The following is a 26,293-nucleotide window of genomic DNA, read 5'->3' as shown; positions in this document are numbered from 1 at the left end:
TCGCCATGCAAGACGAAGACCTCCAGCACAAGGATCAGGCTCTGGCGCAAGAGACTGAAGCTGCTATGCATATGCAAGCGGTTGACGCTGAGCTGCAAACAGATTCAGTGGAAAAGATTGCTGAAGTGCAGCAAGACCAAGCGCTGAGAGCTCCTAAATCTGAAGTAAGCCAGGAGCCTGTTGCTGCACCAGTCACCACGTCAGAACTGGCGCAGGCACTGGGCGCTGAGCCGGTTCCAGATATTTCCACACTGACCGCTGCCAAGGATGCTGCGGCCTTTGTGGCGCAGATCTTTGCCGACCCCAGCATCTCTGATGCTGCGAATGCCGACGTGACCGAGCTTGAGCAGCAGCCTGAGTCCGAGCAGGAAGAAGTGGTAGAGCTGCCCCCCGTTCCGGCGCACTGGCCGCAAGGTGCTGCCCAGCACCTGCAGGGTCAACGTGTGCTGATTTTGGGTCTGGGCATCTCTGGCATCGCCATGGCACGCTGGTGTGTGCGTGCCGGTGCCGATGTCACAGTGGCCGACACGCGCGAAGCGCCCCCCTTCCTGCCTGCGCTGCAGGCCGAGCTGCCCAGTGCGCGCTTTGTGGCTGGAGAATTCACCGCGGCGCTGGTCGATGGACAGAGCCTCAGCTCCGTCTACCGCTCGCCGGGCCTGAGTCCTGCCAGCGTGGCGCCAGTCTTCGATGCCGCGCGCACCATTGGTCTGCCCACGGGCGGCGAGCTGGATCTTTTTGCCTTTGCGCTCAAGGGCCTGCGTGAAGCCCATGGCTATGCGCCCAAGGTGCTGGGCATTACCGGCACCAATGGCAAGACCACCGTCACCTCGTTGACCGGGCAATTGCTGGAGCATGCGGGCATGAGCGTGGGCGTAGCTGGCAATATCGGCCCCACGTTGATGGATACGCTGACCGCACGTATTGATGCCGAAACCCTGCCTGAGGCATGGGTGCTGGAGCTGTCCAGCTTCCAGCTCGACGATTGCCACGGTTTCGCGCCCACGGCAGCCACGGTGCTGAACATCACCCAGGACCATCTGGACTGGCACGGCGGCATGCAGGCTTATGCCGACGCCAAGGCCCATGTCTTTGGCGAACAGGGCCTGATGGTGCTCAATCGCGAAGACCCCATGGTCATGGCCATGCTGCCTGCACCGGTGCCTGTGCCCGGCAAGCGCGGCAAGACTTTCCAGCGCCCTTATGTGACCTTTGGCGGCGACATGCCTCGCCGTCCTGGGGACTTTGGCTTGGAAGTGGTCAACGGAATGACCTGGCTGGTGCGCGCCCATGAGGCCGATGAAACCACCAAGGGCAAGCACGCTGACGATCTGCACATCGTGCGTCTGATGCCTGCCGATGCGCTGCGCATCCGCGGCCGCCACAACGCCATCAATGCGCTGTCTGCGCTGGCGCTGGCTACCGGTGCAGGCTGCTCTCTGGCGCCGCTGCTCTACGGCCTGCGGGATTATCGTGGCGAGCCGCACCGCGTGCAGCCCATCGGACGTGTCAGCGATGTGGAGTACTTTGACGACAGCAAGGGCACGAATGTGGGGGCCACCGTGGCGGCGCTCATGGGTCTGGGGCCGGACCATCGCATCGTGGTGATTCTGGGCGGGCTGGGCAAGGGGCAGGACTTTGCGCCGCTGGCCGCACCTGTCGCACGCTATGTGCGTGCTGCCGTGCTGATTGGTCAGGATGCCCCCGCGATTCGCGAAGCACTGAGCGATACCGGGGTGACGCTGGTTGATGCTGCCACCATGCAGGAGGCTGTGGAGCAGGCTGCCCGTCTGGCCCATGCCAATGATGCGGTGCTGCTGTCGCCCGCCTGCGCAAGCATGGACATGTTCAAGGACTACGCGGACCGTGCCCACCAGTTTGTGGAAGCGGTGCGCGAGCTGGCGCTTGAGACGGGCCAGCAACTGGAGGATGGCGCATGACAGCCGCTTTCCTGACCAGCCTCTGCGGGCGCATGCGTTCATGGTTTCGCAGCGCCGAGGACAAGCCCATCGATGTGCTTCCCGTGCGTGTGGGAGGCCCGCTGTACGACCGCCCGACCCGTACGCCTGCGAGCGTGCTGGGGCTGGATCAGGCTTTGATCTGGGTGGTGATTGGCTTGCTGTCCTGGAGTCTGGTCATGGTGTATTCGGCATCGATTGCGATGCCGGACAATCCGCGCTTCGGCAAGATCGAGCCCTATCACTTTTTGCTTCGCCACACCATGTCGATTGGCATGGCGTTCGTGGCGGCACTGCTGGCCTTTCAGGTGCCGATGAAGGTCTGGGAGCAGGTGGCACGAAAACTGTTTCTGGTCTCCATCGTGCTGCTGATTGTGGTGTTGATTCCGCATGTGGGCACGGTGGTCAACGGTGCGCGGCGCTGGTTGTCACTGGGGATCATGAACTTCCAGCCTTCAGAACTGGCCAAATTCTCCATCCTGATCTATGCCGCCGACTACATGGTGCGCAAGATGGAGGTCAAGGAACGCTTCTTCCGCGCCGTGCTGCCCATGGGGTTGGCCGTGGTGGTGGTCGGGGTGCTGTTGCTGGCCGAGCCGGACATGGGCGCATTCATGGTGATCGTCGTGATCTCCATGGGTATTTTGTTTCTGGGCGGCGTGAATGCACGCATGTTCTTCATCATCGCCCTGCTGGTGGTGGCAGCCTTCGGCATGATCATTGCCACCTCCGAGTGGCGCCGTGAACGTATCTTTGCCTACCTTGATCCCTGGGATGAAAAGCACGCGCTGGGCAAGGGCTACCAGCTGTCACACGCGCTGATTGCGATTGGGCGCGGAGAGGTCTTTGGCGTGGGGCTGGGCCGCAGCGTGGAAAAGCTGCACTGGTTGCCCGAAGCGCATACCGACTTTTTGCTGGCCGTGATCGGTGAGGAATTTGGGTTGGTTGGCTTGCTGCTGATTGCCGCCGTCTTCTTCTGGCTGACCCGTCGCATCATGCTGATTGGCCGTCAGGCCATTGCGCTGGACCGGGTCTTTGCAGGGCTGGTCGCCGAGGGCGTGGCGATCTGGATGGGCTTTCAGGCCTTTATCAACATGGGTGTGAATCTGGGCGCGCTGCCAACCAAAGGCCTGACTCTGCCGTTAATGAGTTTTGGTGGTTCAGCCATTTTGATGAATTTGATTGCGATAGCTGTGGTGCTCAGAGTCGATTACGAAAACAAGCTGTTGATGAAGGGAGGCCACGCATGAGCCTGCCCATCAAGCAAAACAAGCCACGCACGGCGCTGGTGATGGCCGGCGGTACCGGTGGTCATATTTTCCCGGGGCTGGCCGTGGCACAGGAGTTGCGCGCACGCGGCTGGAATGTGCACTGGCTGGGCGCGCCCGGCTCCATGGAGTCGCGTATCGTGCCGCCCCAGGGCTTTGCGCTGGAGTTGATCGAGTTTGGTGGCGTGCGAGGCAAGGGCATCAAGACCCTAGTGCAACTGCCCTTCAAGCTGGGCAAGGCTTTCTCTCAGGCGCGCGGCGTGATCAAGCGCGTGCAGCCCGATGTCGTCATCGGCCTGGGCGGTTATCTGACCGTGCCCGGAGGTCTGATGGCAGCCGCTTCGGGGGTACCCGTGGTGCTGCACGAGCAGAACTCGGTGGCCGGCATGGCCAACAAGGTTGTGGCCAAGGTGGCCAAGCGTGTGCTCACGGCGTTTCCGAATGTGTTTGTAAAAGGTGAGTGGGTAGGTAACCCGCTGCGTCAAGCCTTTGTCGAGCAGGCGGCACCGGCGCAGCGCTTTGAGGGCCGCAGCGGCCCGCTCAAGCTGCTGGTGGTCGGCGGCAGCCTAGGAGCCCGCGCACTCAATGAAATCGTTCCCCAGGCTCTTGCCTTGATCCCCGAGGCGCAGCGCCCATCCGTGCTGCACCAGAGCGGCACGGCCCAGATCGATGCACTGCGCGCCAACTATCAGGCTGCAGGTGTGCAGGCTGAGCTGACGCCGTTTATTGACGACACGGCCAAGGCCTTTGCTGAGGCGGATGTCATCGTCTGCCGCGCAGGCGCGAGCACCGTGACCGAGATTGCCGCAGTCGGTGCTGCAGCGGTCTATGTGCCGTTTCCTGCGGCTGTGGATGACCACCAGACCAGCAATGCGCGCTTTTTGGTGGATGCCGGTGCCGGTTGGTTACAGCCTCAAAGTACTTTGAGCCCCCAAGGGTTGGCCGAAATGCTACAAAATATGCAGCGTGCGACGCTGTTGGAGCGCGCTGAACTCGCGAAGAAAATGCAAAAGATTGATGCCACCGCGAAGGTGGTCGCCGCTTGTGAGGAGTTGGCAGCATGAAACACGCCATTCATCACATTCATTTTGTCGGTATTGGCGGCGCCGGCATGAGCGGTATTGCCGAGGTTCTGCACAACCTTGGCTACACCGTTTCAGGCTCTGACCTGGCCGACAGCGCCACGCTGCGCCGCCTGGCAGGCCTGGGGATCAAGACCTTTGTGGGCCATGCGGCCGAGCACATTGACGGTGCCGATGCGGTGGTCACCTCTACCGCCGTGCATGGCGACAACCCCGAGGTGGTCGCGGCTCGCGAGAAGACGATACCGGTGGTGCCACGTGCCTTGATGCTGGCTGAGCTGATGCGCTTCAAGCAGGGTATTGCCATTGCCGGAGCGCATGGCAAGACAACGACGACCAGTCTGGTGACCAGCGTGCTGGCCGAAGCGGGACTGGACCCTACTTTTGTGATTGGCGGCAAGCTCAACAGCGCTGGTGCCAATGCCAAGCTGGGCCATGGTGACTACATCGTGGTCGAGGCTGACGAGTCCGACGCCTCTTTCCTGAATCTGCTGCCCGTGATGGCCGTCGTCACCAATATCGACGCCGACCACATGGAAACCTACGGCCATGACTTTGGTCGGCTCAAGCAGGCCTTTGTCGATTTTCTGCACCGCATGCCGTTCTATGGCCGCGCCATTTTGTGCATCGACAGCCCTGCGGTGCGCGAAATATTGCCCAAGCTGGCCCGCCCGGTCACGACCTACGGCTTTGCCGAAGATGCCCAGGTGCGCGCCATCAATGTGCGAGCCGAGGCGGGGTGCATGTGCTTTACCGTCAAGCGCCAACTGGGCGAGCATGTCTATCCTGACCTCGATGTAGTGCTGAGCCTGCCCGGTGAGCACAACGTGCTCAATGCCCTGTCTGCCGTGGTCGTGGCCATGGAGCTGGAAATTTCCGACGAAGCGTTGCTAAGCGCTCTGGAGGGCTTCAAGGGCGTGGGCCGCCGTTTCCAGCGCTATGGCGAGCTGCCTGCCAGCAATGGCGGCACTTTCACGGTCATCGACGACTACGGCCACCACCCGGTGGAAATGGCCGCCACGCTGGCGGCTGCACGTGGTGCTTTCCCCGGCCAGCGTCTGGTGCTGGCATTCCAGCCACACCGCTATAGCCGCACGCGCGATTGCTTTGAGGATTTCGTCAAAGTCATAGGCGGGGCTGACTCCGTGATGCTGACCGAGGTGTATGCCGCTGGCGAATCGCCGATTGTGGCTGCCGACGGTCGAGCCTTGGCACGCGCTCTGAGGGTGGCCGGCAAGGTCGAGCCCGTGTTTGTGGAAGACATCCAAGAACTGCCTGCCGCACTGGCTGCCAACGCCTTGGATGGCGATGTGCTGCTGTGCATGGGCGCTGGCTCCATTGGGGCTGTACCTGGAAAACTGGTTGAAATGCTCTCGAATAGTGAGCAGGCTGCGCAGAAGGGACAAGCGCAATGAGCACATTTGGTCAAAATATTGATGTGAAGGCCTTGGGCAAGGTTGCCGTACTCATGGGCGGCCGCTCGTCCGAGCGCGAGGTTTCCTTGATGTCGGGGGCGGGCGTGCTGGCTGCATTGCAGTCCAAGGGCGTCAATGCACACAAGTTCGATCCTTCCGAGCAAAGCCTTGATCAGCTCAAGGTGCAAGGCTTTGACCGCTGCTTCATCGCGCTGCATGGTCGCTACGGTGAAGACGGTACGGTGCAGGGCGCGCTGGAACTGCTGGATATTCCGTACACCGGCTCGGGCGTGATGGCTTCCAGCATTGCCATGGACAAGGTCATGACCAAGCGCATCTGGCGCTTTGAGGGGCTGCCCACGCCGGACTGGCGCATGGTGGCCTCGGCTGAGGAAACCCGCGCCGCGTTTGAAGCGCTGGGTGCGCCCATGATCGTCAAGCCTGCACGCGATGGCTCCAGCATCGGCCTGACCAAGGTGATGAATGCCGGCGAATGTGCCAAGGCCTATGAGCTGGCTGCTCAATACGATGCAGAAGTGCTGTGCGAGGAATTCATCACCGGTGATGAAACCACTTGCCCGGTGCTGGGCACCGGTGCCAAGGCCGCAGCGCTGCCTGTGATCCGTATCGTGGCGCCCGAAGGCAATTACGACTACCAGAACAAGTACTTCACCGATACCACCCAGTACCACTGTCCAAGCGGTCTGCCTGCCGATGAAGAAGCCGCCATACAGCGCATTGTGGAAAAAGCCTTCCGCACCTTGGGCTGCCGGGGCTGGGCACGTGCCGACATCATGATTCGCGCCACCGACCGCAAGCCCTTCTTGCTGGAGATCAATACCTCTCCCGGTATGACGGGGCATTCTCTCGTCCCCATGGCGGCACGAGCGTCCGGCATCAGCTATGAAAACCTGTGTCTTGGCATTCTGGCCATGAGCGCACTGGATGGAGACGCGGAGCAGGTATGAACTACCACCAGCCCACCGCAGCCGTCCCGTTCGACGTCAAGCTCATGAACATCACTGCAACAGTGATGTTCATGGGCTGCTTGGCGGCTTGCGTGGCTGCTGTGGGCTGGTGGTTGATGAGAACTCCGGCCTTCAATATTGGCCGCATCGTGGTGGAAGGCGAGCTGGTGCATAACAATGCCGTGACGCTGCGTGCCAATGTGGCACCGGTGCTCAAAGGTAATTTCTTTACTGTCGACCTGAAAGCAGCTCAGCAAGCGTTCGAGCAAGTGCCTTGGGTACAGGAGGCGCAGGTGCGCCGCGAGTACCCGAATGGCCTGCGTGTGGCGCTCAAGGAGCATGTGGCCGAAGCCTTCTGGGGACCAGAGAGTGGCTCGAGCTTGGTCAACAAGGCGGGTGAAGTCTTTGACGCCAATCTGGGCGAGCTTGACCGCGAAGGTCTACCGCGTTTGCAAGGGCCCGATGGGTCGGCCAAGCAGGTGCTGCAGGTGTATCACGCGCTGGCACCGGCGTTGAAGCCGCTCAATGTGGCGCTCGACGGCCTGAAGCTGGATGCACGCGGCAGCTGGGAGCTGGTGCTGGATAACGCGGCGGTTGTGGCGTTGGGCGCAGGCTCTGCAGAAGACCTGCTGCAGCGTGTACAGCGCTTTGTGCGCACGATGCCACAGATCACTTCTCAATATCAGCGCTCGGCGGTGGACCTGGAGTCCGCAGACCTGCGCTATGAAGATGGCTATGCCTTGCGTTTGAAGGGCGTGACCACTGGATCGGCGGCAGGGGCAGCTTCTGCCCGGCCTCGGCGCTGAGTGGGGACGAGGGAGTACGGATGCAAGGCGCACATAAAGACAAGACAGAACCTATCGGGGGCGGAAGCTGATATGGCAAGAGAATATAAGGATGTGATTGTTGGGCTGGATATCGGCACAGCCAAAGTCATGGCGGTGGTCGCCGAGGTGATGTCCAATGGCGAGCTCAAGCTGGCGGGCTTGGGCGTTGCCCCCAGCAATGGCTTGAAGCGTGGTGTGGTCGTCAATATCGACGCCACCGTGCAAAGCATTCAGCAAGCACTCAAAGAAGCCGAGCTGATGGCTGACTGCAAGATTCAGCGTGTTTGCACCGGCATTACTGGCAGCCACATCCGTGGTCTGAACTCCAGTGGCATGGTGGCCATCAAGGACAAGGAGGTCACGGCGACCGATATGGCCCGTGTGATGGAGACCGCCAAGGCCATCAATATCTCGTCCGACCAGCGCTTGCTGCTGGTGGAGGCGCAGGAATTCGTCATCGACGGCCATGAGGTGCGTGAGCCCATCGGCATGAGCGGCATTCGCCTGGAAGCCAAGATCCATATCGTTACCGGCGCCCAGAGCGCGGCCGAGAACATCATTAAATGCGTGCGTCGTTGCGGGCTGGAAGTGGAGCAGTTGCTGCTCAATCCGCTGGCATCGGCACAGGCCGTGCTGACCGACGACGAGCGCGAACTGGGCGTAGCTGTGGTGGACATCGGTGCAGGTGCGACCGATGTGGCCATCTTCACTGGTGGTGCAATCCGCCACACGGCCGTGATACCGATTGCCGGCGACCTGATCACCAGCGACATCGCTATGGCGCTGCGCACGCCCACAAAGGATGCCGAAGACATCAAGGTCGAGAGCGGTTATGCCAAGCAATTGCTGGCCGACCCCGATGCCCAGGTCGAAGTGCCGGGCCTGGGCGATCGCAGCCCCCGCATGATCAGCAAGCAGGCACTGGCAGGCGTGATCGAGCCCCGAGTGGAAGAAATCTTCTCGCTGGTGCAGCAAGTTATTCGCGAATCGGGCTACGAAGAAGTGCTGTCCTCGGGCATCGTGCTCACGGGCGGCAGTGCTGTCATGCCGGGAATGATCGAGCTGGGCGAGGATATTTTCCTCAAGCCCGTGCGCCGCGGCCTGCCCAAATATTCCGGAGCGCTGTCCGACATGGTTGCTCAGCCTCGCGCGGCCACCGTGATGGGTCTGCTCGATGAAGCACGCCTGGCACGCATGCGCGGCTACAAGGTCGCTCAAAAGAGCGGTTCCATGAAGACTGCCTTTGGGCGCTTCAAAGACTTCATTGTGGGGAACTTCTGATATGGACACCTATCGCATGTTCATCACGGGGCCTCCACAAATGGATTTTTCGCGGTATCGGCGACGAAGACCGCGAATGTCTCAAGAGTTCACGATTGATTTTCCACAGCAGCGACAAACCACCAACAGAGAACAGGAGCACCACCATGCCTATTGACATGATTGAAACCGAAGAATTCAACCAAGGCACGCAGATCAAGGTGATCGGCGTCGGCGGCGGCGGCGGCAACGCCGTTGACCACATGATTGAACGCAGCGTTCAAGGCGTTGAATTCATCACGGCCAATACCGATGCTCAAGCTCTGTTGCGCAGCCGCGCCCACCGCACCATCCATCTGGGTGGTAGCGGCCTGGGTGCAGGCAGCAAGCCTGAGAAGGGGCGCGAGGCTGCTGAGCTGGCTGTGGACGATATTCGTGCGGCCATCGAAGGCGCACACATGCTGTTCATTACAGCTGGCATGGGTGGTGGTACGGGTACTGGTGCATCGCCTGTGATCGCACGAGTGGCCAAGGAAATGGGCATTCTGACTGTGGGTGTGGTGACCAAGCCTTTCGAGTGGGAAGGTGGCCGCCGCATGCAGAATGCCGACTCCGGCCTGGCCGAGCTGGAAGCCAATGTGGATTCGCTGATCGTTGTGCTCAACGAAAAGCTGCTCGACGTGCTGGGTGACGATATCTCTCAGGACGAAGCCTTTGCCCATGCCAACGATGTTCTGAAGAACGCCGTGGGCGGTATCGCCGAAATCATCAACGAGTACGGCCATGTGAACGTCGACTTTGAAGACGTGCGCACCGTGATGGGCGAACCCGGCAAGGCCATGATGGGCACGGCCAAGGCCGCAGGCCCTGACCGCGCCCGCATTGCTGCCGAGCAAGCTGTGGCCTGCCCGCTGCTGGAAGGCATTGATCTGTCCGGCGCCAAGGGCGTGCTGGTGCTGGTGACGGCTGCCAAGGGTAGCCTCAAGCTGTCCGAGTCGCGTCTGGCCATGTCCACCATCAACGCTTACGCCTCTCCCGATGCGCACGTGATCTATGGCGCTGCCTACGATGACACGTTGGGTGATGAAATCCGCGTGACTGTGGTGGCTACCGGCCTGTCGCGCCCCAATGTGCGCCGCCAGAACATCCAGGTGGTGCAGGGTGGCCTACGCACGGGTACGGACAACGTGGCAGTGGGCCTGCCTCCTCTGGGTGGCATGGACTACGGCACAGCCAACACGAATGTGCCAAGTGTCTGGCGCACCAACCGGACCCAGGCTTCGGAGCGTGTGAGCGCTCTGGCATCTGGCGGCATGGATGATGTGGAGATCCCCGCGTTCCTGCGTAAGCAGGCGGACTGATCGTCCATCGCCCCCTGAGCGGCTGTGCCGCTTCCCCCTCTCTCTACGCGCTTCGCGCTATGGGAGGGGGACGAAGCCCTCGCTGCGGGGCGGCCCTTGCTCGGCTTCCCTGACTTGGAGCATGCTTGTTCCAAGATGAGTGGTGGTCAGCCGCAAAGCCTTCTGGCGCGTTAAGCACTGAAGCCTTCATCAGTTCGCTGTATCGCAGCGATTAAGACAACCCCGAGTTGGCGTATGCCGCTGCGGGGTTGTCCCATTTAAAATACAGCCATGCTTCAGCAACGAACCATCAAGACTATTTCCCGTGCCGTAGGCGTGGGTCTGCACAGCGGCCAGCGTGTCGAGTTGACACTGCGCCCTGCCCAGCCTGATACCGGCATCGTGTTCCGTCGGGTGGATTTGCCTGAGCCTGTAGATATCCCTATTTCCGCAGAGGCAGTGACCGATACCCGCATGGCATCGACCATTGGCAGCGGTGATGCCAAGGTGCATACGGTGGAGCACCTCATGTCCGCTATCGCCGGTCTGGGTATCGACAATATTTACGTCGATATCACCGCTGAAGAGGTGCCTATTCTCGACGGATCTTCCTCCTCGTTTGTGTTTTTGCTGCAAAGCGCAGGCGTTGAGCTGCAAAAGGCTCCCAAGCGTTTTATCCGCATCAAAAGCCCCGTGGAAGTACGCGAGGGCGAGGGCCAGAACCTCAAGTGGGCGCGCTTTGATCCCTATCACGGCTTCAAGCTGCGTTTCGAGATCGACTTTGCTCACCCTGCCGTGGACTCCACCGGGCAGTGCGTGGAGTTCGACATGGGGTTGGACAACTACACCCGCGATATCGCCCGTGCTCGCACCTTTGGCTTCACCAAGGATGTGGAGATGCTGCGCAACAACGGTCTGGCTTTGGGCGGTGGGCTGGATAACGCTATCGTGATGGACGACTACAAAGTCTTGAACAGCGATGGTCTGCGCTATGACGACGAATTTGCCAAGCACAAGATTCTTGATGCCATCGGCGACCTGTATCTGATCGGCAAACCCATCCTGGGTGCTTACAGTGCCTTCCGTTCGGGCCACGGCCTGAACAACAAGCTGCTGCGAGCCATCATGGCTCAGCCGGAGTCATGGGAAATCGTGACCTTCGAGAGTGAGCGACAGGCACCTCAGGGATTTGCAACGCCGGTGCAGGCCTGGTAGGTAGAGCGACATGCTGATTTTTCGCTGGCTGGCGACCCTGCTGATTCTGGCTTCGGCTCTGAGCTTCGCCTTTTATCTGGGCACCGGCAAAGCGCACTACAAGCGCCTGGGTTTTTTGCTGTTCAAGTGGACGGTGATTGCAGGACTGGCTTTTTTTGCCGTGATGTTTGTGGGACGAATCATCTGAGAGCCGGACTTCAGCCACTGAAAAGATGACTTTCATCGAATGACACAGGCTGTTTGCAGCTGTATTCATTGTGTAAAGCACTGGCAAAAAAGCGGTAAAGCAAGCATTTTTTACTTGCGCAGAAGACTGAAGCAGTCAAGATGCAGCATGGCTTGAGCAATGAAGCGCGAGCCTTGTTTCAGAAAGCACGACTATGTCCCCTCTGACCTCTCGCATTCTTTCCGTCTCAGTGGCTGCTTGCCTTGGCCTGGGCAGCCTTTCTGTGCAGGCGCAGCCAGGTCCCCCACCGGGACATGGCAAAGGCCATGGGCAGCAGGATATGCGCCATGGTGGGCGTCATGATGATCATGGTCGCCATAATCCTCGCGCTCAAAAGCATGATGACCGGCGTATGGACCGGCATGACAATGGTCGTCGTGGCGGTGGGCCTGACCACAACTGGCACAAAGGCAGCCGCGTTCCGCCCCAATATCGCAGCCAGCACTATGTGGTGAATGACTGGCGCGGTCACCATCTGTCAGCGCCGCCACGCGGCTATCACTGGATTCAAAATGGCGGCGACTATTTGCTGGTCGCAATTGCCACAGGTGTGATTGCTTCCATGGTTCTGAGCAACTATTGAAAATGCGCTTAACGCAAAAAAGCCGTGGCATGCCACGGCTTTTTTGCGTTAAGAGAGCCTATGGCCCAGCGCTGATGGGTAGGGGCCACCCTGTAGCGTAACTGCTGCTTTCACGTTCTAGGTGAGATGCTTAGTAAACCCGTCCGCCCTTGTACATGGCATGTTGCTTGCGATGCAGCTCGGTGGATTGGGCCATCAGCCCCATGGCTGCGGCGGCGTGGGCGTGGGTGATGGCCAGACCCAACGCATCGGCAGCATCGGTGCCGGGCAGGCCGGGCAGTTGCAGCAGGCGCTTGACCATTTCCTGAATCTGATTCTTGGCCGCTCGCCCATGACCGGTGACGGCTTTTTTCATCTGTAGGGCCGTGTATTCAGACACGGAGAGATTGGCATTGACCAATGCCGTCAGTGCCGCGCCACGGGCCTGCCCCAAGAGCAGTGTGGACTGGGGATTGACGTTGACGAAGACGATTTCTATGGCCGCGACTTCTGGCTGGTAGCGCGCGGAAACTTCGGAAATGCCGTCAAACAGGACTTTCAGGCGACCGGGCAGGTCGCCCAATTCCATCTTGTTGGTGCGTATGGTGCCGCTAGCCACATAGGACAGGCGCTGGCCTTCCATATCGATGACGCCAAAGCCCGTGGTCTGCAGGCCAGGGTCGATTCCTAGAATTCGCATGGTTCCCGATTATCCATGGCTGCGATAGCAGAGACCTCAATCGGTGTCACCGGGCAAGAGCCACCTCGCGGCAAAGGTGACGCCTTTTTGGGGAAAGCGCGAAGCGCCTCAGGGCGGGCTAATCATGGGTATGTATCGGGCAATGGTGCGGCTGCGTTGTGCCAGATAACGCGACTGCGGCATTTTCTCGAAGCGCTTGGGCGCAGGCAGCATGGCCGCCAGCCGCGCCGCTTCGGCGGTGTTGAGCTTGGCAGCACTTTTGCGAAAGTAATGCTGGGCGGCAGCCTCAGCGCCAAATACGCCCTGACCCCATTCCACGTTGTTGAGGTAGATCTCCAGAATGCGCTGTTTGCTCAGCATCAACTCCAGTAATTGCGCCAGCACCAGCTCCTGGCCCTTACGCAAAAAATTGCGCTCGCCCGACAGCAGTAGGTTTTTGGCCAGTTGCTGGGTAATGGTGGAGCCGCCATAGACCTTGGCGGGTTTGCCGTTGTCAGACTGGTCTGCCCTGGCTTCGGCTTTGATATTGCGCTTCCAGGCTTTCTCAATAGCTTGCCATTCCACGCCGTGGTGTTCCATGAAACCCGCATCCTCGGACGCAATGACTGCGCGTTTGAGGTTGCTGGATATCTGGCTGTAATCCACCCATTGCTGGCGCCAGCGCAAGCCATCATCGCTGTGTGAGAGCTGCCAAGCTTCCGTGCGCTGATAGGTGGTTGATTCGGGATTCACCCAGGCCATGAGTGCGATGCGTGCTACAAAAAACAATTGCAGCAGCAGTCCGGCGCACAGCACCAGCAACAGCAGTCGGCCTATGGCTTTCATGGCAGCTCGCGTTTAGCCGGCTGCTTCGGCCAGCAGCAGCTCGCGTAGCTCGGCCAGCACCTGCGCAGATGGAGGGCGAACACCGCGCCACAGCGCAAAAGACTCAGCAGCTTGCTCGACCAGCATACCCAGACCATCGCGGGCGAGCGCGCCGTGGCTGCTGGCCCAGTCCAGAAAATGCTGAGCGGCGGGCCCGTACATCATGTCGTAGGCCAGAGTGCGCGCGTGCAGTACCGATGCCGGGGCTGGCACATCGGCCCCGGCCAGACTGCTGGCCGTAGCGTTGATGACGATGTCGAAATTATTGGTCAAATCGGCCTCAAGCTCTTTCCTGTCAAGCGCTATCAGCTCTACTTTATGTAGTGCAGCAATGGCTTCATGCTGCTTCACCAGAGTCTGCGCCTTGGCATGGGTGCGATTGACCACGACTAGGCGGCGGGGCTTTTGCTCCAGCAGCGAGCCCAGTGCGCCTGCTGCTGCGCCGCCCGCGCCCAGCAGCAGCACATCGCTCCCGGCGATGGCGATGCAAGCATTGCGTGTGATGTCGGCAACGATACCCAGGCCATCGGTGTTGTCGGCATGAATGCCGCTGTCGCTAAAGACCAGGGTGTTGGCCGCACCGGCCAGCCGCACACGCTCGCTGGCGCTGGTGGCCAGCTCGGCCGCCTGCAGCTTGAAGGGCACGGTCACATTGCAGCCCTTGCCACCTTGCGCGGCAAAGTCGCGCACAAAGTCTGCAAAGCCGTCCAGTGGCACCAGAGCCCGGTCATATTGCACCGGCTGGCCCGTTAGCTCGGCAAAGCGGGCATGAATCCAGGGCGAGCGGCTGTGGGCCACAGGGTTGCCTGTGACGCAGTAGGAGTCAAGAGTCGTTGGCATATTGAAAAGCCTGTGCAAGTAATACTTGTAAAACTGGCGCGGCCCAACAAAGAGACACCAAGCAAGGGCCGCCCCGCAGCGATGGTGTCGTCCCCCTCCGGCATTGCGAAGCAAAGCCAGAGAGGGAGAAGCGGCAAAGCGCCTCAAGAGGTGTCAATCCATTACCTCACATCCGTCTGCAACGTCTGCTCCCGCGTAAACCTAAAGCGCGAGACCACGGCAATCTGGTCTGCCTTGGCGCGCATGGCCGGGCCAAAGTGTCCGTAGGGTCCGGCGGCGCGGGCAATGGCTTCGGCGCGGGTGTCCAGCATGCGGTTGCCCGAGCTTTGCACCACCTCGGTCGAAAGCACCCGGCCATCATGGTTCACTGTCAGGATCATGACCAGTTCGCCATAGAGCTTTTTGCCCTTGTTCTCGGGGAAATTCTCTGTGCCCTTGTCTTCCACTTTGCGACGTAGCGCATCGTAGTAGACAGCGTATACAGCCTCCTTGGTCGCGGGGCTGATGTAGCGTTTCTTTGGTCTGGCGTTTTCTTCGTTGATGCGTTTTTCAATCTCGGCCAGCAGCTTGATGAGCTGCAGCCGCTTTTCCTCTTGAGCTTCCTTGGCCTTGTTTTCAGCACTCAGGCGCGGGTCGATGGGCGGCAGAGCGGCTACCTGCTGGCGCAGCTGGGTCAGCAACTGGTTTTGCTGCTCCTGCATGGCATCAATCTGGCGTTGCTTTTCTTCAAAGTCGTCACCCACGGCCGTCAGTGCCGAGTAGGGCATGGGGCTGGTAGCCCGGCCCTTGTCGGCATCGCCGCCGCCTGCCAGCGAGGTCTGGGCTATGGCTTGCGCCTTGTCCGGAGCTTCGTTGGCGCGGGCGTTGACCAGAATCACTTCCAGCGGCGTGTCCTGAAACACGCGCTCAAAGCGCTCCGGATCTACAAACTGAATGGTCAGCAGCACGGCGTGGACGGCAATCGAGACGCCCAGCGCCAGTTGCAGCGTGCTCAGTCGTTGAAGAGAGGTTGGCAGTTTCACAGCAGCGTCTGGAGCAATGAGAAGTGGGGTCAGGATTGCTGCTTGTCAGCAGCAGGAGCTTCGGCGTCGTTCATGTCCACGGCAATGGAGATGGGACCGGCAACAGCCTCGTCATCGTCTTCGCCACTGTCGTCACCTTCCGCCTGGGCATCGGCACCCGCATCCAGGCGCTCGATCAGCGTGCCCGAAATATCCAGCGAGATTTCATCGATCTCGCCGAGCTTGACGCGCACATGGGCGCCGCGTGGCAGGTTTTGCGCGCCCAGCACGGGCAGCACCAGCGGCAGATTGTCGGCGCGCACGAGGAAGGAGCCGTTGGGTCCTTCCTTGAATACGCTGGCCGTCAGCTCGGTAATGCCGTTCTGCTCCAGATACTTGAGTGTCCAGAAGCGCTCCATGCCAGCCTGATAGCCGTTGTAAGCGCTGTAGGCACCGTCAAAGCTGCTGATGATGCCAAACAGCTCTGCATCCTTGGGCTTGAAGGGCGCTGCCAGGGCGGCCGTCTTGCCGTGGCGGGCGCAGGCAATGATCTGCCACTGGTTGACCAGGTCCACATAGCGGCGCAGGGGCGAGGTAGCCCAGGAGTAGGCTTTCACGCCAATGCCGGCGTGGGGCAGCGCCTTGGTGGACATGCGTACCTTGACGCCGGGTGCCAAGCTGGCCTGGCTGCGGTAGATGCCAGGCACACCATGCTCTGCCAGCATCAGGCCCCAGGTGCTGTTGGCCACGATAGCGGCTTCGGCCACAATCAGGTCCAGCGGCGCGCCACGCTTGCGCACGCTGATCTGCACCTGCTCGCTGCCATTGGGCTCGGCGCCGTCATTGCCGACGAGGCGGAAGTTGTAGTCCGGGCGGTTGAAGTTCTCGGGCTTGCCGCGCACCACTTCGCGGTTGGCCTTGAGGAACTTAGACCAGCGCTGCAAAAATGTGAGCTCGTTGCGCTTTCCCTGCAAGGTTTTAGGCGTGTTTTCGACCTCAATCGATGGGTCGGCCAGCCATTCCTCGGTGACGATGTGATCGAGCTTGTCGTAGCGGAAATTGACTTCCACGGGAACGCGATCGAGTCGGGTTTCGCTGGAGATGGTCTCCAGCGTTTCCTCGTTGATCTGCACATACAGCGACACAGCGGGGTTGGAGTGCCCCTCGTCCAGTGTGTAGATATGCACCACATCGTCGGGCAGCATGGTGATCTTGTACCCCGGCATATAGACCGTGGACAGGCGGGTTCGGCCCAGCTTGTCCAGGTCGCTGCCGGGAGTGATGGCCAGGCCGGGAGCAGCAATGTGGATGCCTACGGTCACCGTTCCGGTGCCCAGACCCGTGACGGACAGGGCGTCGTCGATTTCAGTGGTGGCCGAATCGTCGATGGAGAAGGCCTGCACATCGGCCAGTGGCAGATCGGACGGAGGCTGAGGCGCTTGCAAGGCCGGAAAGCCCGTGCCCTTGGGGAAGTTGTCAAACAAGAAACGCTTCCAGTGGAACTGGTAGGCGGAGTCGATGGCACCTGCGCGGTGCAGCAGCTCCAGCGGGGCCATCTTGGTGGCGCGGCTGGCTTCGACAACGGCCTTGTATTCAGGCGCGTTCTTGTCGGGCTTGAACAGAATCTTGTAGAGCTGCTCACGAATGGGCTGAGGGCATTCACCGCGGCCCAGCTCTTCTGCCCAGCTGTCAATCTGGGCCTGAATCTGCTTTTTCTTTTCGATGGCTGCCAGGGCTTGCTGCAGGATTTCTGCAGGAGCTTTCTTGAAGCGGCCCTTGCCTGCGCGGCGGAAGTAGTGCGGCGCGTCATACAGACGGAACAATGCGGCGGCTTGCTCGGTCACAGTGGCGGATTCGGAGAAGTAGTCACGCGCCAGATCGGCGAAGCCGAACTCTTCTTCCGGGGCGAATTCCCAAGCGAGGTCCAGCTCGATCTCTTCTGCCTTGGCCTGGCCTTGTGCAATCAGCTCGGCAGGCGCGGGCTTGTCGAACTTAAGCAGGATATTGGCGGCTTTGACCTTGACCCGCTTCCCCGAGTCCAGTTCGACCTGGGCAGAGGATTCGGCTTCAGAGAGGATGCGGCCGGCGAGAAATTTGCCGGCTTCTTCAAACAGTGCGTGCATAGCCGCGCATTTTCCCACGAGCGGAACAATCGGCGCTTACAAGTGACCGAGTTCATGTCTCAGATCAGTCAATATCGTGAGCGTGGAGGGATTGGGCTGTTGGCGGGTCCAGGTGTTGTTAGGCCGTGACGTCGTGCTGGAGAAGGTGGGGCGCGCTTCAGAGGCTTAAGCCAGTGACAGAAACTCGTCGATTCTGTCCAGATACTCCGCAAAGTTGCTCAGAGCATGATCTCCGCCCTCCTGTACCAGCTGCAGTGCGTGCGGGTAACGCTCACTCATCTCGTTCCAGTCCAGTACTTCATCTCCCTGGGCGATCAGCACCATCTCGGGGGCTGCAGGAGTCATGGCACTGGTGTCAAGCTGGCGTAGCTCTTCGATGTATTCGGGACGGAAGAAAAAAGTGTCGTCAGGGTCATGCCAGTTGGACTGTTCTCCGATGTACTTCTCCAAGTCCCGTGCCGGATTGACCGCCGGGTTGATCATTACGCTCTTGCATCGTGCCAGCTGGGCTACCCAGCTGGCGTAATAGCCACCCAGTGATGAGCCCATGACGGCCATGCTCTGGCGTGGCCAGTTGGCGATGCCTTCGGCAATGACCGCAGCGGCCTCGCGAGGGGAGGGCGGAAGCTGAGGGCTCCACCAGCGGACTTTAGGGTGCCGGGTCGCGACATGCTCGCTCATGATGCGAGCCTTGTTGGACTGGGGGGAGGAGCGAAAGCCGTGCAGATACAGCAGGTGGGTGGTCGTCATGGCGGCAATCTCCTCTTGTAAAAAGCGCTTGTGTCTTCGTCATTGTGGATGGTCGGCCCCAAGACTATCAGGGGATAAAGCCCAAGAGAGTGAGGCGAAGACGGGAGACACAAGAACTTGTCAGCAAAGCTGCAACCCTGCAGCGTGCACGGCAGCCCTCTCCCCCGATAATTGCCGCCCATGTCCGCCATCGAATTCGATAAGCCCTCGCTGTTGCAACGCATTGTTCCGCTGTTTCGCGGCTTTGACTTCTGGTTGCTCCTCTTTATTGCCATGCTGGCTGGGGCTGGGCTTTTGGCCATGTACTCAGCTGGCTTCGACCATGGGACACGCTTTGTGGATCACGGCCGCAATATGCTGATTGCGGCGGGTCTGCTTTTTTTGCTGGCTCAAATTCCGCCTCAGCAGCTGATGAAGGTGGCTGTGCCGCTATATGCGTTGGGAGTGGTCTTGCTGGTAGCGGTAGCGCTGTTCGGCATTACCAAGAAAGGGGCGACGCGCTGGGTGAATGTGGGCGTGGTGATTCAGCCGTCCGAACTGCTCAAAATTGCAACCCCACTGATGCTGGCGTGGTGGTTTCAGCGCCGTGAAGGCAATTTGCGCGCTTCGGACTTTGTGATCGCCTTTGTGCTGTTGATGGTGCCGGTGGGGCTGATCATGAAGCAGCCGGACCTGGGGACATCCTTGCTGGTCATGGCCGCAGGTCTATCGGTCATTTTCTTTGCGGGCTTGCCCTGGAAGCTCATCTTGCCGCCCGTAGCCTTGGCTGCCATCGGCATTTTTCTGATCGTCTGGTTTGAGCCGCAACTATGCGCTGATGGTGTGAGCTGGTACTTCTTGCATGATTACCAACGTACCCGGGTCTGCACCTTGCTGGACCCCACGCGCGATCCTCTGGGCAAGGGCTTTCACATCATTCAGGGCATGATTGCCATTGGCTCTGGTGGAGTTTGGGGCAAAGGCTTCATGGCGGGGACGCAGACCCACCTGGAATTCATCCCCGAGCGCACCACGGACTTCATCTTTGCTGCCTACTCGGAGGAGTTTGGCCTGATGGGCAACCTGTTCATCATTGTTGGCTTCTTGCTGCTGGTCTGGCGCGGGCTGGCGATTGCCATGAATGCGAACTCGCTGTTTGGGCGACTCATGGCGGCAGCTGTGGCCATGATCTTCTTCACCTATGCGTTCGTGAATATGGGCATGGTCAGTGGCATCCTGCCTGTCGTTGGCGTGCCTTTGCCTTTCATCAGCTATGGTGGTACAGCCATGGTTACCTTGGGGCTGGCGCTTGGGGTGCTGATGTCCGTGTCCAGAGCGCAGCGGCAATTGCCGGGTGGTGATGGGCATCTTCCCCATGCGTGAAGACCCGGTGTCAGGCGAGAATGCTTCTGAAAAAGGAGCTGAATAGGCTTGCTTGATATTGGTTTAAGTGCGACTTGATGAAAAAATTGATGCCAAAGTGGCGTTCTTAGATCGTAGAAAAATGTCAGTAGTTCCTTGGAAAACCTTGCCTGCACTGCCAACAGCGTTTACAAACGGCTCTAGAGAGCCAAAAGACTGATCAAGCGGGAGCGGCAAAGGCTCTGAGTGTTCTGTCCTGCAAAGCGGGCGGGGCGGAGCCCGGTAAGCGCGAAGCTAATTGAATGGAGCGGAATGTTGTTCAGCCTGGTGGGGCAGCATTCCGCTCTTTTTTATGCGCAGCCTGTAGCAAGTCAGGACTTGCAGCTATCTCTACAATGCACTCATGATTTCCCGCGAACCCACCATCGAACGTCTGGCCACGGCCCGTCAATTGCTGCTTGAGCCATTTGGCCTAGACGAGTCCCATCTGACCCGTGCATTGGCGGAAATTCGCTCGCACCAGGTGGATGACGCCGACCTCTATTTCCAATACACCCGAGCCGAAGGCTGGAGTTTGGAAGAGGGCATTGTCAAAACCGGCTCTTTCTCTATCGACCAGGGTGTAGGCGTGCGTGCCGTGAGTGGAGAGAAGACGGCCTTTGCTTATTCCGACGATATCTCCGAAGCCTCTTTGCTGGACGCTGCCCGTACCGTGCGTTCTATCTCTGCTGCATCTCAGACGCGTCGCGTCAAGGCGCGTGCTGCAAAAATTGCGCAAAGCCGATCGCTGTATCCAGAGTTGGATCCCATCAGCACGCTGGATAGCACGACCAAGGTCGAACTGCTGGGCAAGGTCGAGAAGCTGGCTCGCGCCAAGGACCCGCGTGTGGTGCAGGTCATGGCAGGCCTTGCCAGTGAATACGACGTGGTGCTGGTGGCCCGTGCTGACGGCACATTGGCTGCCGACGTGCGCCCGCTGGTGCGCCTGTCGGTCACCGTGATTGCCGAGCAAAAGGGGCGCCGCGAAGTCGGCTCCTCCGGTGGTGGTGGCCGCTTTGGTCTGGCTTATTTCAGCGATGAACAAATCAGCCAGTATGTGGACGAAGCCGTGCATGCTGCGCTGGTGAATCTGGACTCGCGCCCCGCACCTGCTGGTGTGATGACTGTGGTTCTGGGCCCGGGCTGGCCCGGTGTGCTGTTCCACGAAGCCGTGGGACACGGCCTGGAAGGCGACTTTAATCGCAAGGGCTCCAGCGCGTTCAGTGGTCGTATCGGCCAGCGTGTGGCAGCCAAGGGCGTCACCGTGCTGGATGACGGCACGATTGCCGACCGCCGCGGCTCACTGAATGTGGACGATGAAGGCCACGCCAGCCAGAGCAATGTGCTGATCGAGGACGGCATTCTCAAGGGCTATATCCAAGATTCGATGAATGCTCGTCTGATGGGCGTCAAGCCCACGGGCAATGGCCGCCGAGAGAGCTATGCTCACATCCCCATGCCGCGCATGACCAACACCTATATGCTGGGTGGCGACAAGGATCCGCAGGAGATCATCGGCTCCATCAAGAAGGGCTTGTATGCCACCAACTTTGGCGGCGGTCAGGTGGACATCACCAGCGGCAAGTTTGTGTTCTCGGCCAGCGAAGCCTACTGGGTGGAAAACGGCAAGATCCTGTACCCCGTCAAGGGCGCGACCATCATTGGCAGCGGCCCTGAATCGCTCAAGCACATCAGCATGATCGGCAACGACATGCGACTGGACTCGGGCGTGGGCACCTGCGGCAAGGAAGGCCAGAGCGTGCCGGTGGGCGTGGGCCAGCCTACGCTGCGCATCGACGGTTTGACCGTGGGCGGTACGGCCTGATTTAAGTAAGTCGCTTCATTCAGCGGTTTTGCTTGCTGACTCTATGAACCCCGCGCTCTGCATGGCAGGCCGGGGTTTTGTCATTTCTGGGCTGAAGCCACGCTTCAAAGCACCTGTCAGTAAGGCTTTTTGCAGACTTTTAGAGTCATGGCCGGGAAAACTGTGTAGATGGTGAAAAATTGCATTGATTCCTAAATAATTTATTTTATTTTGAATAAAAATCAGAAAAATTAAAAAATACGCATAAAAATTGCTTTTCAAATTAAATAAAAAAATCCTTTTTTCAGAGGAAGGCGCGCTTTTAGGCAAGACAGCCGCGCAAGCAGTGAATGTTGCAATGCAAAACAGCTGTGCTACATTGAAAGATATGCAAACGCAACGCGCTTATTTCTTTTACTTTTGGTTCTCGCCCCCGGCGGCTGAGAGGTAAACGCGCGCACCCTGCAAACACCTCCCAAAGAACCGCCGAAGCTGCAAAGCCCGGCGGTTTTTTTTCACCCTTACGTTTCAGCAACCCCGGTTTCCAACGATCAACGACTCTCACGAAAGATTGCCATGACTGCTCTGAACACTTCCTCCGCCGATTCCTGGTATCGCCCCGGCTCTCCCAAGACAGGCCAGACCGACGACGCACGTATCAAGGAAATCACAGTGTTACCCCCGCCAGAGCATCTCATCCGCTTCTTTCCCATTCGCGGCACCGCCGTGGAGACGCTGATCAGCGACACCCGCCGCAGCATCCACAACATCATGCGTGCGCAGGATGATCGCCTGCTGGTTATCGTTGGTCCTTGCTCGATTCACGATCCTGCTGCGGCTCTGGACTACGCCCGCCGCCTGGCTGTGGTGCGTGAGCAGTACAAGGACACGCTGGAAGTGGTGATGCGCGTGTACTTCGAAAAGCCCCGCACCACTGTGGGCTGGAAGGGGCTGATCAACGACCCCTACCTGGATCAGAGCTACCGCATCGACGAAGGCCTGCGCATTGCGCGCCAGTTGCTGATCGATATCAACCGCATGGGCGTGCCCGCCGCCAGCGAATTCCTGGATGTGATCTCGCCCCAGTACATCGGCGACCTGATCAGCTGGGGTGCGATTGGTGCCCGTACGACGGAAAGCCAGGTGCACCGTGAACTGGCTTCAGGCATCTCGGCGCCCATCGGCTTCAAGAATGGCACGGACGGCAATATTCGCATAGCCACTGACGCCATTCAGTCGGCCAGCCGTGGTCACCACTTCCTGTCTGTGCACAAGAATGGCCAGGTTGCCATCGTGCACACGGGCGGCAATCAGGACTGCCACGTGATTCTGCGCGGCGGCAAGACGCCCAACTACGACGCAGAGCATGTGGCTGCCGCCTGCAAGGATCTGGAAGCTGCAGGTCTGACGCCTTCGCTGATGGTGGATTGCAGTCACGCCAACAGCAACAAGCAGCACGAGCGCCAAAAGGACGTGGCGCGTGACATCGCAGGCCAGATTGCTGGTGGCTCGAACAGCGTCTTCGGCGTGATGATCGAAGGCCACCTAGTGGGCGGCGCCCAGAAGTTCACCCCCGGCAAGGATGAAGTTTGCAACCTGACCTATGGCCAGAGCATTACCGACGCCTGTCTGGGCTGGGATGATTCTCTGGCGACTTTGGAAGAGTTGTCTCAGGCTGTGCTCAAGCGCCGCGCAGCGGCGGTGGCAGCGCACAAGGAGGTGGAAGCTGTTGCCTGAATGCTAAGCGCTACAAAGCGAACTGCATGAATGCTGACAAACAGGCCACGAAACTTGCGTCTCGTGGCCTGTTGCTTATCTACGGACTCTATATGTGAGAGGTTGAGAAGCGCCGTTCAGTGCTTGGCATCAATGGAGGAGGTTGGCGTCATCTCACAGCCGTTCAGCGTGGCATCGATGCGGGACAGCAGCAGCAGCAGATGATGCTTGTCAAAGTCTGTGCGCTGTTCCCACTCGTGTTCAGCCAGCGGATGGATATGGCTTTGATGGGGTAGGTTGCCTTTGATATCCAGCAATGCATGCAGACGAGGGATAAAAACCCATTGCAGCCACTCATGCAGCTTGAGCGTGTCATACATGAAAGGCGTGACCGACTCCAAGGCTTTGGGGTCAGGAGCGATAGCTGACCAGAGCTTCTGGACTTGCAATTCTGCTTCCAGTTGCTGGAGATGCTCGCGTAGTTCTTGATGGATGTTGTCGGCGGTCATGATGGTATTCCCTGAAACTTTGCACAAGTGCTGGCAAAGAGGAGTCTGGTAGATGCGACCTCTTGCGGTTATTTCAAGGTGGGAAGTGGCTTGCGATAACCAGCGGGTTACAGTCCCCTCGTTGGACCTTGAGAAAAAGATTTATGTCCTTATATTGATTACAGTTGTACCAAGGCTGCTATGAAGTTTGATGATTCATCATCATCTTTTACAGATGAACTTGGTAACTGCTGTGATGCAGAAAACAGAGCACTGGCTTGTTGAATGAGCCAATCTCAATGGCGACAAGTCGTCAGCTTGAAGCGGTTTGGGCCTCTGGACCCCTATTAAGCTGTGGATATGACAACAAATGGTGCAAGAGTCACCTGGCGATAGGAGATTTATGCGTAGTGAAGTAATCGTGGTTCTGGATGGTGAGCGTGAATACCGGGTAGATACCCAGGCCTTGCCCACTGTGAGTTCGGATGAAGGGCGTCGCTGGCTAGATCAACAGTTTGTCTCTCTGGACTGTGAGCCTTTGCGTGCCACGGGGAAGGTGCTGCTGGCAGACAAGCTGGTTGTCGTCGCTCGCGCAGCGCGCAATCGTCCTGAGCTATTTGAAAACGAAGAGTGGCGCAATGCCTATGCCGTCGCAGCGCAGGCAGTGTTGTCCAAACCGCTGGTTCGGGTGGATGTGCCGGCGATGTCTATTAGTTATTGATACCCCCTGAGCCGCTTTGCGGCTTCCCCCTTTCTCTACGCGCTGCGCGCTATGGAAGGGGGACGACACCTTCGGTGCGCGACAGCGCTTCCTTGGTGTCTCTGGCTGGGAGTGCGCCAGTTTTTGAGAGAGTCTATGGAAATGCCCGCATTTGCGGGCATTTCTTATTTCAGGGCTTCCAGCAGCTTGGCGTGTATGCCACCAAAGCCACCGTTGCTCATGCAGACGATGGTGTCGCCAGGCCGTGCGGCTGCAGTGACTTGTTGCAAAAGAGTATCAATGTTGTCAGCCACCTTGGCGTGTTCGCCCATGGGTTGCAGGGCCTCTGCGGCATCCCAGTCCAGACCTGCGGTGTGGCAGAAGGACAGGTCGGCGCTTTCCAGCGACCAGGGGAGCTGGCTTTTCATGGTGCCCAGTTTCATGGTGTTGCTGCGCGGCTCGAAGACGGCCAGGATGCGGGCATCGGGGCCGATTTTGCGGCGCAGGCCGTCCAGCGTCGTGCGAATGGCCGTGGGGTGGTGGGCAAAGTCGTCGTAGACATCGATGCCGTTCACGGTGCCGCGCAGTTCCATGCGGCGCTTGACGTTCTGAAAGCGTGACAGGGCTTCGCAGGCCACTGTGGCACTGACGCCTACGTGATCGGCGGCAGCAATGGCGGCCAGTGCATTGAGCTGGTTGTGTGTGCCTGTCAGGCTCCAGTTCAGCTGTGCCACTTTTTTGCCATGGTGCAGCACGGCAAAATTGCTGGGGTCGCCTTCGGCGCTGAAATCGCTGACAGCGGAGCCGAAATTGCGCACTTCGCTCCAGCAGCCCTGACTCAGCACGCGGGTCAGGCTTTCTTCCAGACCGTTGGCCACCACGCGGCCTGTGGAGGGGACTGTGCGGATCAGGTGGTGGAATTGGCGCTCGATAGCGGCCAGATCATCAAAGATGTCTGCGTGATCGAACTCCAGGTTGTTGAGCACGGCTGTGCGTGGACGGTAATGCACAAACTTGCTGCGTTTGTCGAAGAAGGCGGTGTCGTACTCGTCTGCTTCAATCACAAACACAGGCTTGTTGCCGACAGGGCCCGGGCCGGTGGCTGGACGTTGAGAGGCCCCGAGACGGGCGGAGACGCCAAAGTCCAGCGGTACGCCGCCGACCAGAAAGCCCGGTTGCAGTCCGGCGCATTCCAGCACCCAGGTCAGCATGGACGTGGTGGTGGTCTTGCCATGGGTGCCTGCGACGGCCAGTACATGGCGGCCGTGCAGCACATGCTCGGCCAGCCATTGCGGGCCGCTGGTGTAGGCGGCACCCGTGTCCAGAATGGCTTCCATCAACGGGAATTTGGGCGAGCCGTCAGGCAGGCGCTTGCGGCTGACGACATTGCCGATCACATACATATCAGGCTTGAGCGCAATCTGATCGACGCCGTAGCCCTCAATCAGCTCAATGCCGAGCTGACGCAACTGGTCGCTCATCGGCGGGTAGACGCCCGCATCGCAACCCGTGACTTTGTGGCCGGCTTCACGTGCCAAGGCGGCCAGACCTCCCATGAAGGTGCCGCAAATGCCCAGAATATGTATGTGCATGGGCGGGGATTCTACGTTTGCCCGTATGGCCTGGATGCGAGCCATGGGCTGCAGCAAGCTCTGTGGTTACGTTTCTTGTCAAATTGATAGCTGTTTGAGCTCGTTTCATGGGCGTTTCAAGGTGATTCCTCTTTGGATATGAGGTAGGTCAAGCGCATGCAGCTATCAAAAGTAAACAGTTAGCAGAGGTAAGCGGCTACAAACTCCAAATGCGCCC

At 59.3% G+C, this 26,293-nt stretch carries 24 protein-coding genes; 15 read left to right on the top strand and 9 right to left on the bottom strand.

The window, feature by feature from the left end:
- The first annotated feature begins 5 nt into the window (after window positions 1–5).
- The 11 genes from murD (at window position 6) to AC2I9W_RS06640 (ending at window position 12,139) form a co-directional block, all read left to right on the top strand.
- Complete coding sequence (gene murD / locus AC2I9W_RS06690; protein WP_486409224.1) at window positions 6–1,937, top strand: UDP-N-acetylmuramoyl-L-alanine--D-glutamate ligase; 1,932 nt, start codon at window positions 6–8, stop codon at window positions 1,935–1,937.
- Window positions 1,934–3,205, top strand: coding sequence for a putative lipid II flippase FtsW (gene ftsW / locus AC2I9W_RS06685; RefSeq protein ID WP_486409223.1), 1,272 nt, complete (start codon window positions 1,934–1,936; stop codon window positions 3,203–3,205). Before murD ends, ftsW begins: the two co-directional genes overlap by 4 nt.
- Complete coding sequence (murG, locus tag AC2I9W_RS06680) at window positions 3,202–4,287, top strand: undecaprenyldiphospho-muramoylpentapeptide beta-N-acetylglucosaminyltransferase (protein ID WP_486409222.1); 1,086 nt, start codon at window positions 3,202–3,204, stop codon at window positions 4,285–4,287. The genes ftsW and murG overlap by 4 nt, the downstream gene beginning before the upstream one ends.
- Entirely contained in the window at window positions 4,284–5,720 is a 1,437-nt protein-coding gene (gene murC, locus AC2I9W_RS06675; protein ID WP_486409221.1) for a UDP-N-acetylmuramate--L-alanine ligase, read from the top strand. The genes murG and murC overlap by 4 nt, the downstream gene beginning before the upstream one ends.
- Complete coding sequence (locus AC2I9W_RS06670; RefSeq protein ID WP_486409220.1) at window positions 5,717–6,688, top strand: D-alanine--D-alanine ligase; 972 nt, start codon at window positions 5,717–5,719, stop codon at window positions 6,686–6,688. The genes murC and AC2I9W_RS06670 overlap by 4 nt, the downstream gene beginning before the upstream one ends.
- Entirely contained in the window at window positions 6,685–7,494 is an 810-nt protein-coding gene (locus tag AC2I9W_RS06665) for a cell division protein FtsQ/DivIB (RefSeq protein ID WP_486409219.1), read from the top strand. Before AC2I9W_RS06670 ends, AC2I9W_RS06665 begins: the two co-directional genes overlap by 4 nt.
- Window positions 7,495–7,566: 72 nt before the next feature.
- Window positions 7,567–8,796, top strand: coding sequence for a cell division protein FtsA (gene ftsA / locus AC2I9W_RS06660; protein ID WP_158393546.1), 1,230 nt, complete (start codon window positions 7,567–7,569; stop codon window positions 8,794–8,796).
- 146 nt (window positions 8,797–8,942) lie between these two features.
- Complete coding sequence (gene ftsZ, locus AC2I9W_RS06655) at window positions 8,943–10,136, top strand: cell division protein FtsZ (RefSeq protein ID WP_486409218.1); 1,194 nt, start codon at window positions 8,943–8,945, stop codon at window positions 10,134–10,136.
- Window positions 10,137–10,406: 270 nt separating this feature from the next.
- Window positions 10,407–11,330: a UDP-3-O-acyl-N-acetylglucosamine deacetylase gene (gene lpxC, locus AC2I9W_RS06650; RefSeq protein WP_486409217.1), complete on the top strand. Its 924-nt coding sequence runs from the start codon at window positions 10,407–10,409 to the stop codon at window positions 11,328–11,330.
- Between the two features lie 10 nt (window positions 11,331–11,340).
- Complete coding sequence (locus AC2I9W_RS06645) at window positions 11,341–11,517, top strand: hypothetical protein (RefSeq protein WP_003068960.1); 177 nt, start codon at window positions 11,341–11,343, stop codon at window positions 11,515–11,517.
- Window positions 11,518–11,710: 193 nt separating this feature from the next.
- On the top strand, window positions 11,711–12,139 hold the full coding sequence (locus AC2I9W_RS06640; protein ID WP_486409216.1) for an RcnB family protein: 429 nt from the start codon (window positions 11,711–11,713) through the stop codon (window positions 12,137–12,139).
- Window positions 12,140–12,269: 130 nt separating this feature from the next.
- Here the strand turns inward: AC2I9W_RS06640 and ruvC are convergent, their stop codons facing one another.
- The 6 genes from ruvC to AC2I9W_RS06610 form a co-directional block, all read right to left on the bottom strand.
- Window positions 12,270–12,818, bottom strand: a complete 549-nt coding sequence (gene ruvC / locus AC2I9W_RS06635; RefSeq protein WP_486409215.1) for a crossover junction endodeoxyribonuclease RuvC — start codon at window positions 12,816–12,818, stop codon at window positions 12,270–12,272.
- A gap of 108 nt (window positions 12,819–12,926) precedes the next feature.
- Window positions 12,927–13,643, bottom strand: a complete 717-nt coding sequence (gene mtgA / locus AC2I9W_RS06630) for a monofunctional biosynthetic peptidoglycan transglycosylase (protein ID WP_486409214.1) — start codon at window positions 13,641–13,643, stop codon at window positions 12,927–12,929.
- A 12-nt stretch (window positions 13,644–13,655) separates the two neighbouring features.
- Window positions 13,656–14,522, bottom strand: a complete 867-nt coding sequence (gene aroE, locus AC2I9W_RS06625; RefSeq protein ID WP_486409213.1) for a shikimate dehydrogenase — start codon at window positions 14,520–14,522, stop codon at window positions 13,656–13,658.
- A 161-nt stretch (window positions 14,523–14,683) separates the two neighbouring features.
- Entirely contained in the window at window positions 14,684–15,544 is an 861-nt protein-coding gene (locus tag AC2I9W_RS06620; RefSeq protein ID WP_486409212.1) for an energy transducer TonB, read from the bottom strand.
- A gap of 29 nt (window positions 15,545–15,573) precedes the next feature.
- On the bottom strand, window positions 15,574–17,646 hold the full coding sequence (locus tag AC2I9W_RS06615) for a ribonuclease catalytic domain-containing protein (RefSeq protein ID WP_486409211.1): 2,073 nt from the start codon (window positions 17,644–17,646) through the stop codon (window positions 15,574–15,576).
- A gap of 165 nt (window positions 17,647–17,811) precedes the next feature.
- Window positions 17,812–18,396 carry a YqiA/YcfP family alpha/beta fold hydrolase gene (locus AC2I9W_RS06610; protein WP_486409210.1) on the bottom strand — a complete coding sequence of 195 codons (585 nt, stop codon included), beginning with the start codon at window positions 18,394–18,396 and terminating at the stop codon, window positions 17,812–17,814.
- 180 nt (window positions 18,397–18,576) lie between these two features.
- Here AC2I9W_RS06610 and rodA point away from each other — a divergent pair, with 180 nt between their 5' ends.
- Entirely contained in the window at window positions 18,577–19,758 is a 1,182-nt protein-coding gene (rodA, locus tag AC2I9W_RS06605) for a rod shape-determining protein RodA (RefSeq protein WP_486409209.1), read from the top strand.
- 382 nt (window positions 19,759–20,140) lie between these two features.
- A complete protein-coding gene (gene tldD / locus AC2I9W_RS06600) occupies window positions 20,141–21,601 on the top strand; it encodes a metalloprotease TldD (RefSeq protein WP_486409208.1) in 1,461 nt (486 codons plus the stop codon).
- 15 nt (window positions 21,602–21,616) lie between these two features.
- On the opposite strand, the gene AC2I9W_RS06595 is transcribed toward tldD, so the two are convergent.
- Window positions 21,617–21,862: a hypothetical protein gene (locus AC2I9W_RS06595; RefSeq protein ID WP_486409207.1), complete on the bottom strand. Its 246-nt coding sequence runs from the start codon at window positions 21,860–21,862 to the stop codon at window positions 21,617–21,619.
- Between the two features lie 294 nt (window positions 21,863–22,156).
- On the opposite strand from AC2I9W_RS06595, the gene AC2I9W_RS06590 reads away from it, so the two are divergent.
- Window positions 22,157–23,317 (top strand): 3-deoxy-7-phosphoheptulonate synthase, encoded by a 1,161-nt coding sequence (locus AC2I9W_RS06590; protein ID WP_486409206.1) that lies wholly within the window; start codon window positions 22,157–22,159, stop codon window positions 23,315–23,317.
- A 116-nt stretch (window positions 23,318–23,433) separates the two neighbouring features.
- On the opposite strand, the gene AC2I9W_RS06585 is transcribed toward AC2I9W_RS06590, so the two are convergent.
- Window positions 23,434–23,805: a YqcC family protein gene (locus AC2I9W_RS06585; RefSeq protein ID WP_486409205.1), complete on the bottom strand. Its 372-nt coding sequence runs from the start codon at window positions 23,803–23,805 to the stop codon at window positions 23,434–23,436.
- 382 nt (window positions 23,806–24,187) lie between these two features.
- On the opposite strand from AC2I9W_RS06585, the gene AC2I9W_RS06580 reads away from it, so the two are divergent.
- Window positions 24,188–24,505 (top strand): hypothetical protein, encoded by a 318-nt coding sequence (locus AC2I9W_RS06580; RefSeq protein ID WP_158393515.1) that lies wholly within the window; start codon window positions 24,188–24,190, stop codon window positions 24,503–24,505.
- A gap of 164 nt (window positions 24,506–24,669) precedes the next feature.
- Here AC2I9W_RS06580 and mpl read toward each other — a convergent pair whose 3' ends face one another.
- Complete coding sequence (gene mpl, locus AC2I9W_RS06575) at window positions 24,670–26,076, bottom strand: UDP-N-acetylmuramate:L-alanyl-gamma-D-glutamyl-meso-diaminopimelate ligase (protein WP_486409204.1); 1,407 nt, start codon at window positions 26,074–26,076, stop codon at window positions 24,670–24,672.
- Window positions 26,077–26,293 lie beyond the last annotated feature (217 nt).

It is taken from the genome of Comamonas sp. FUJ_7 (assembly GCF_057369555.1).
This window is presented reverse-complemented; position numbering and strand designations above follow the sequence as displayed.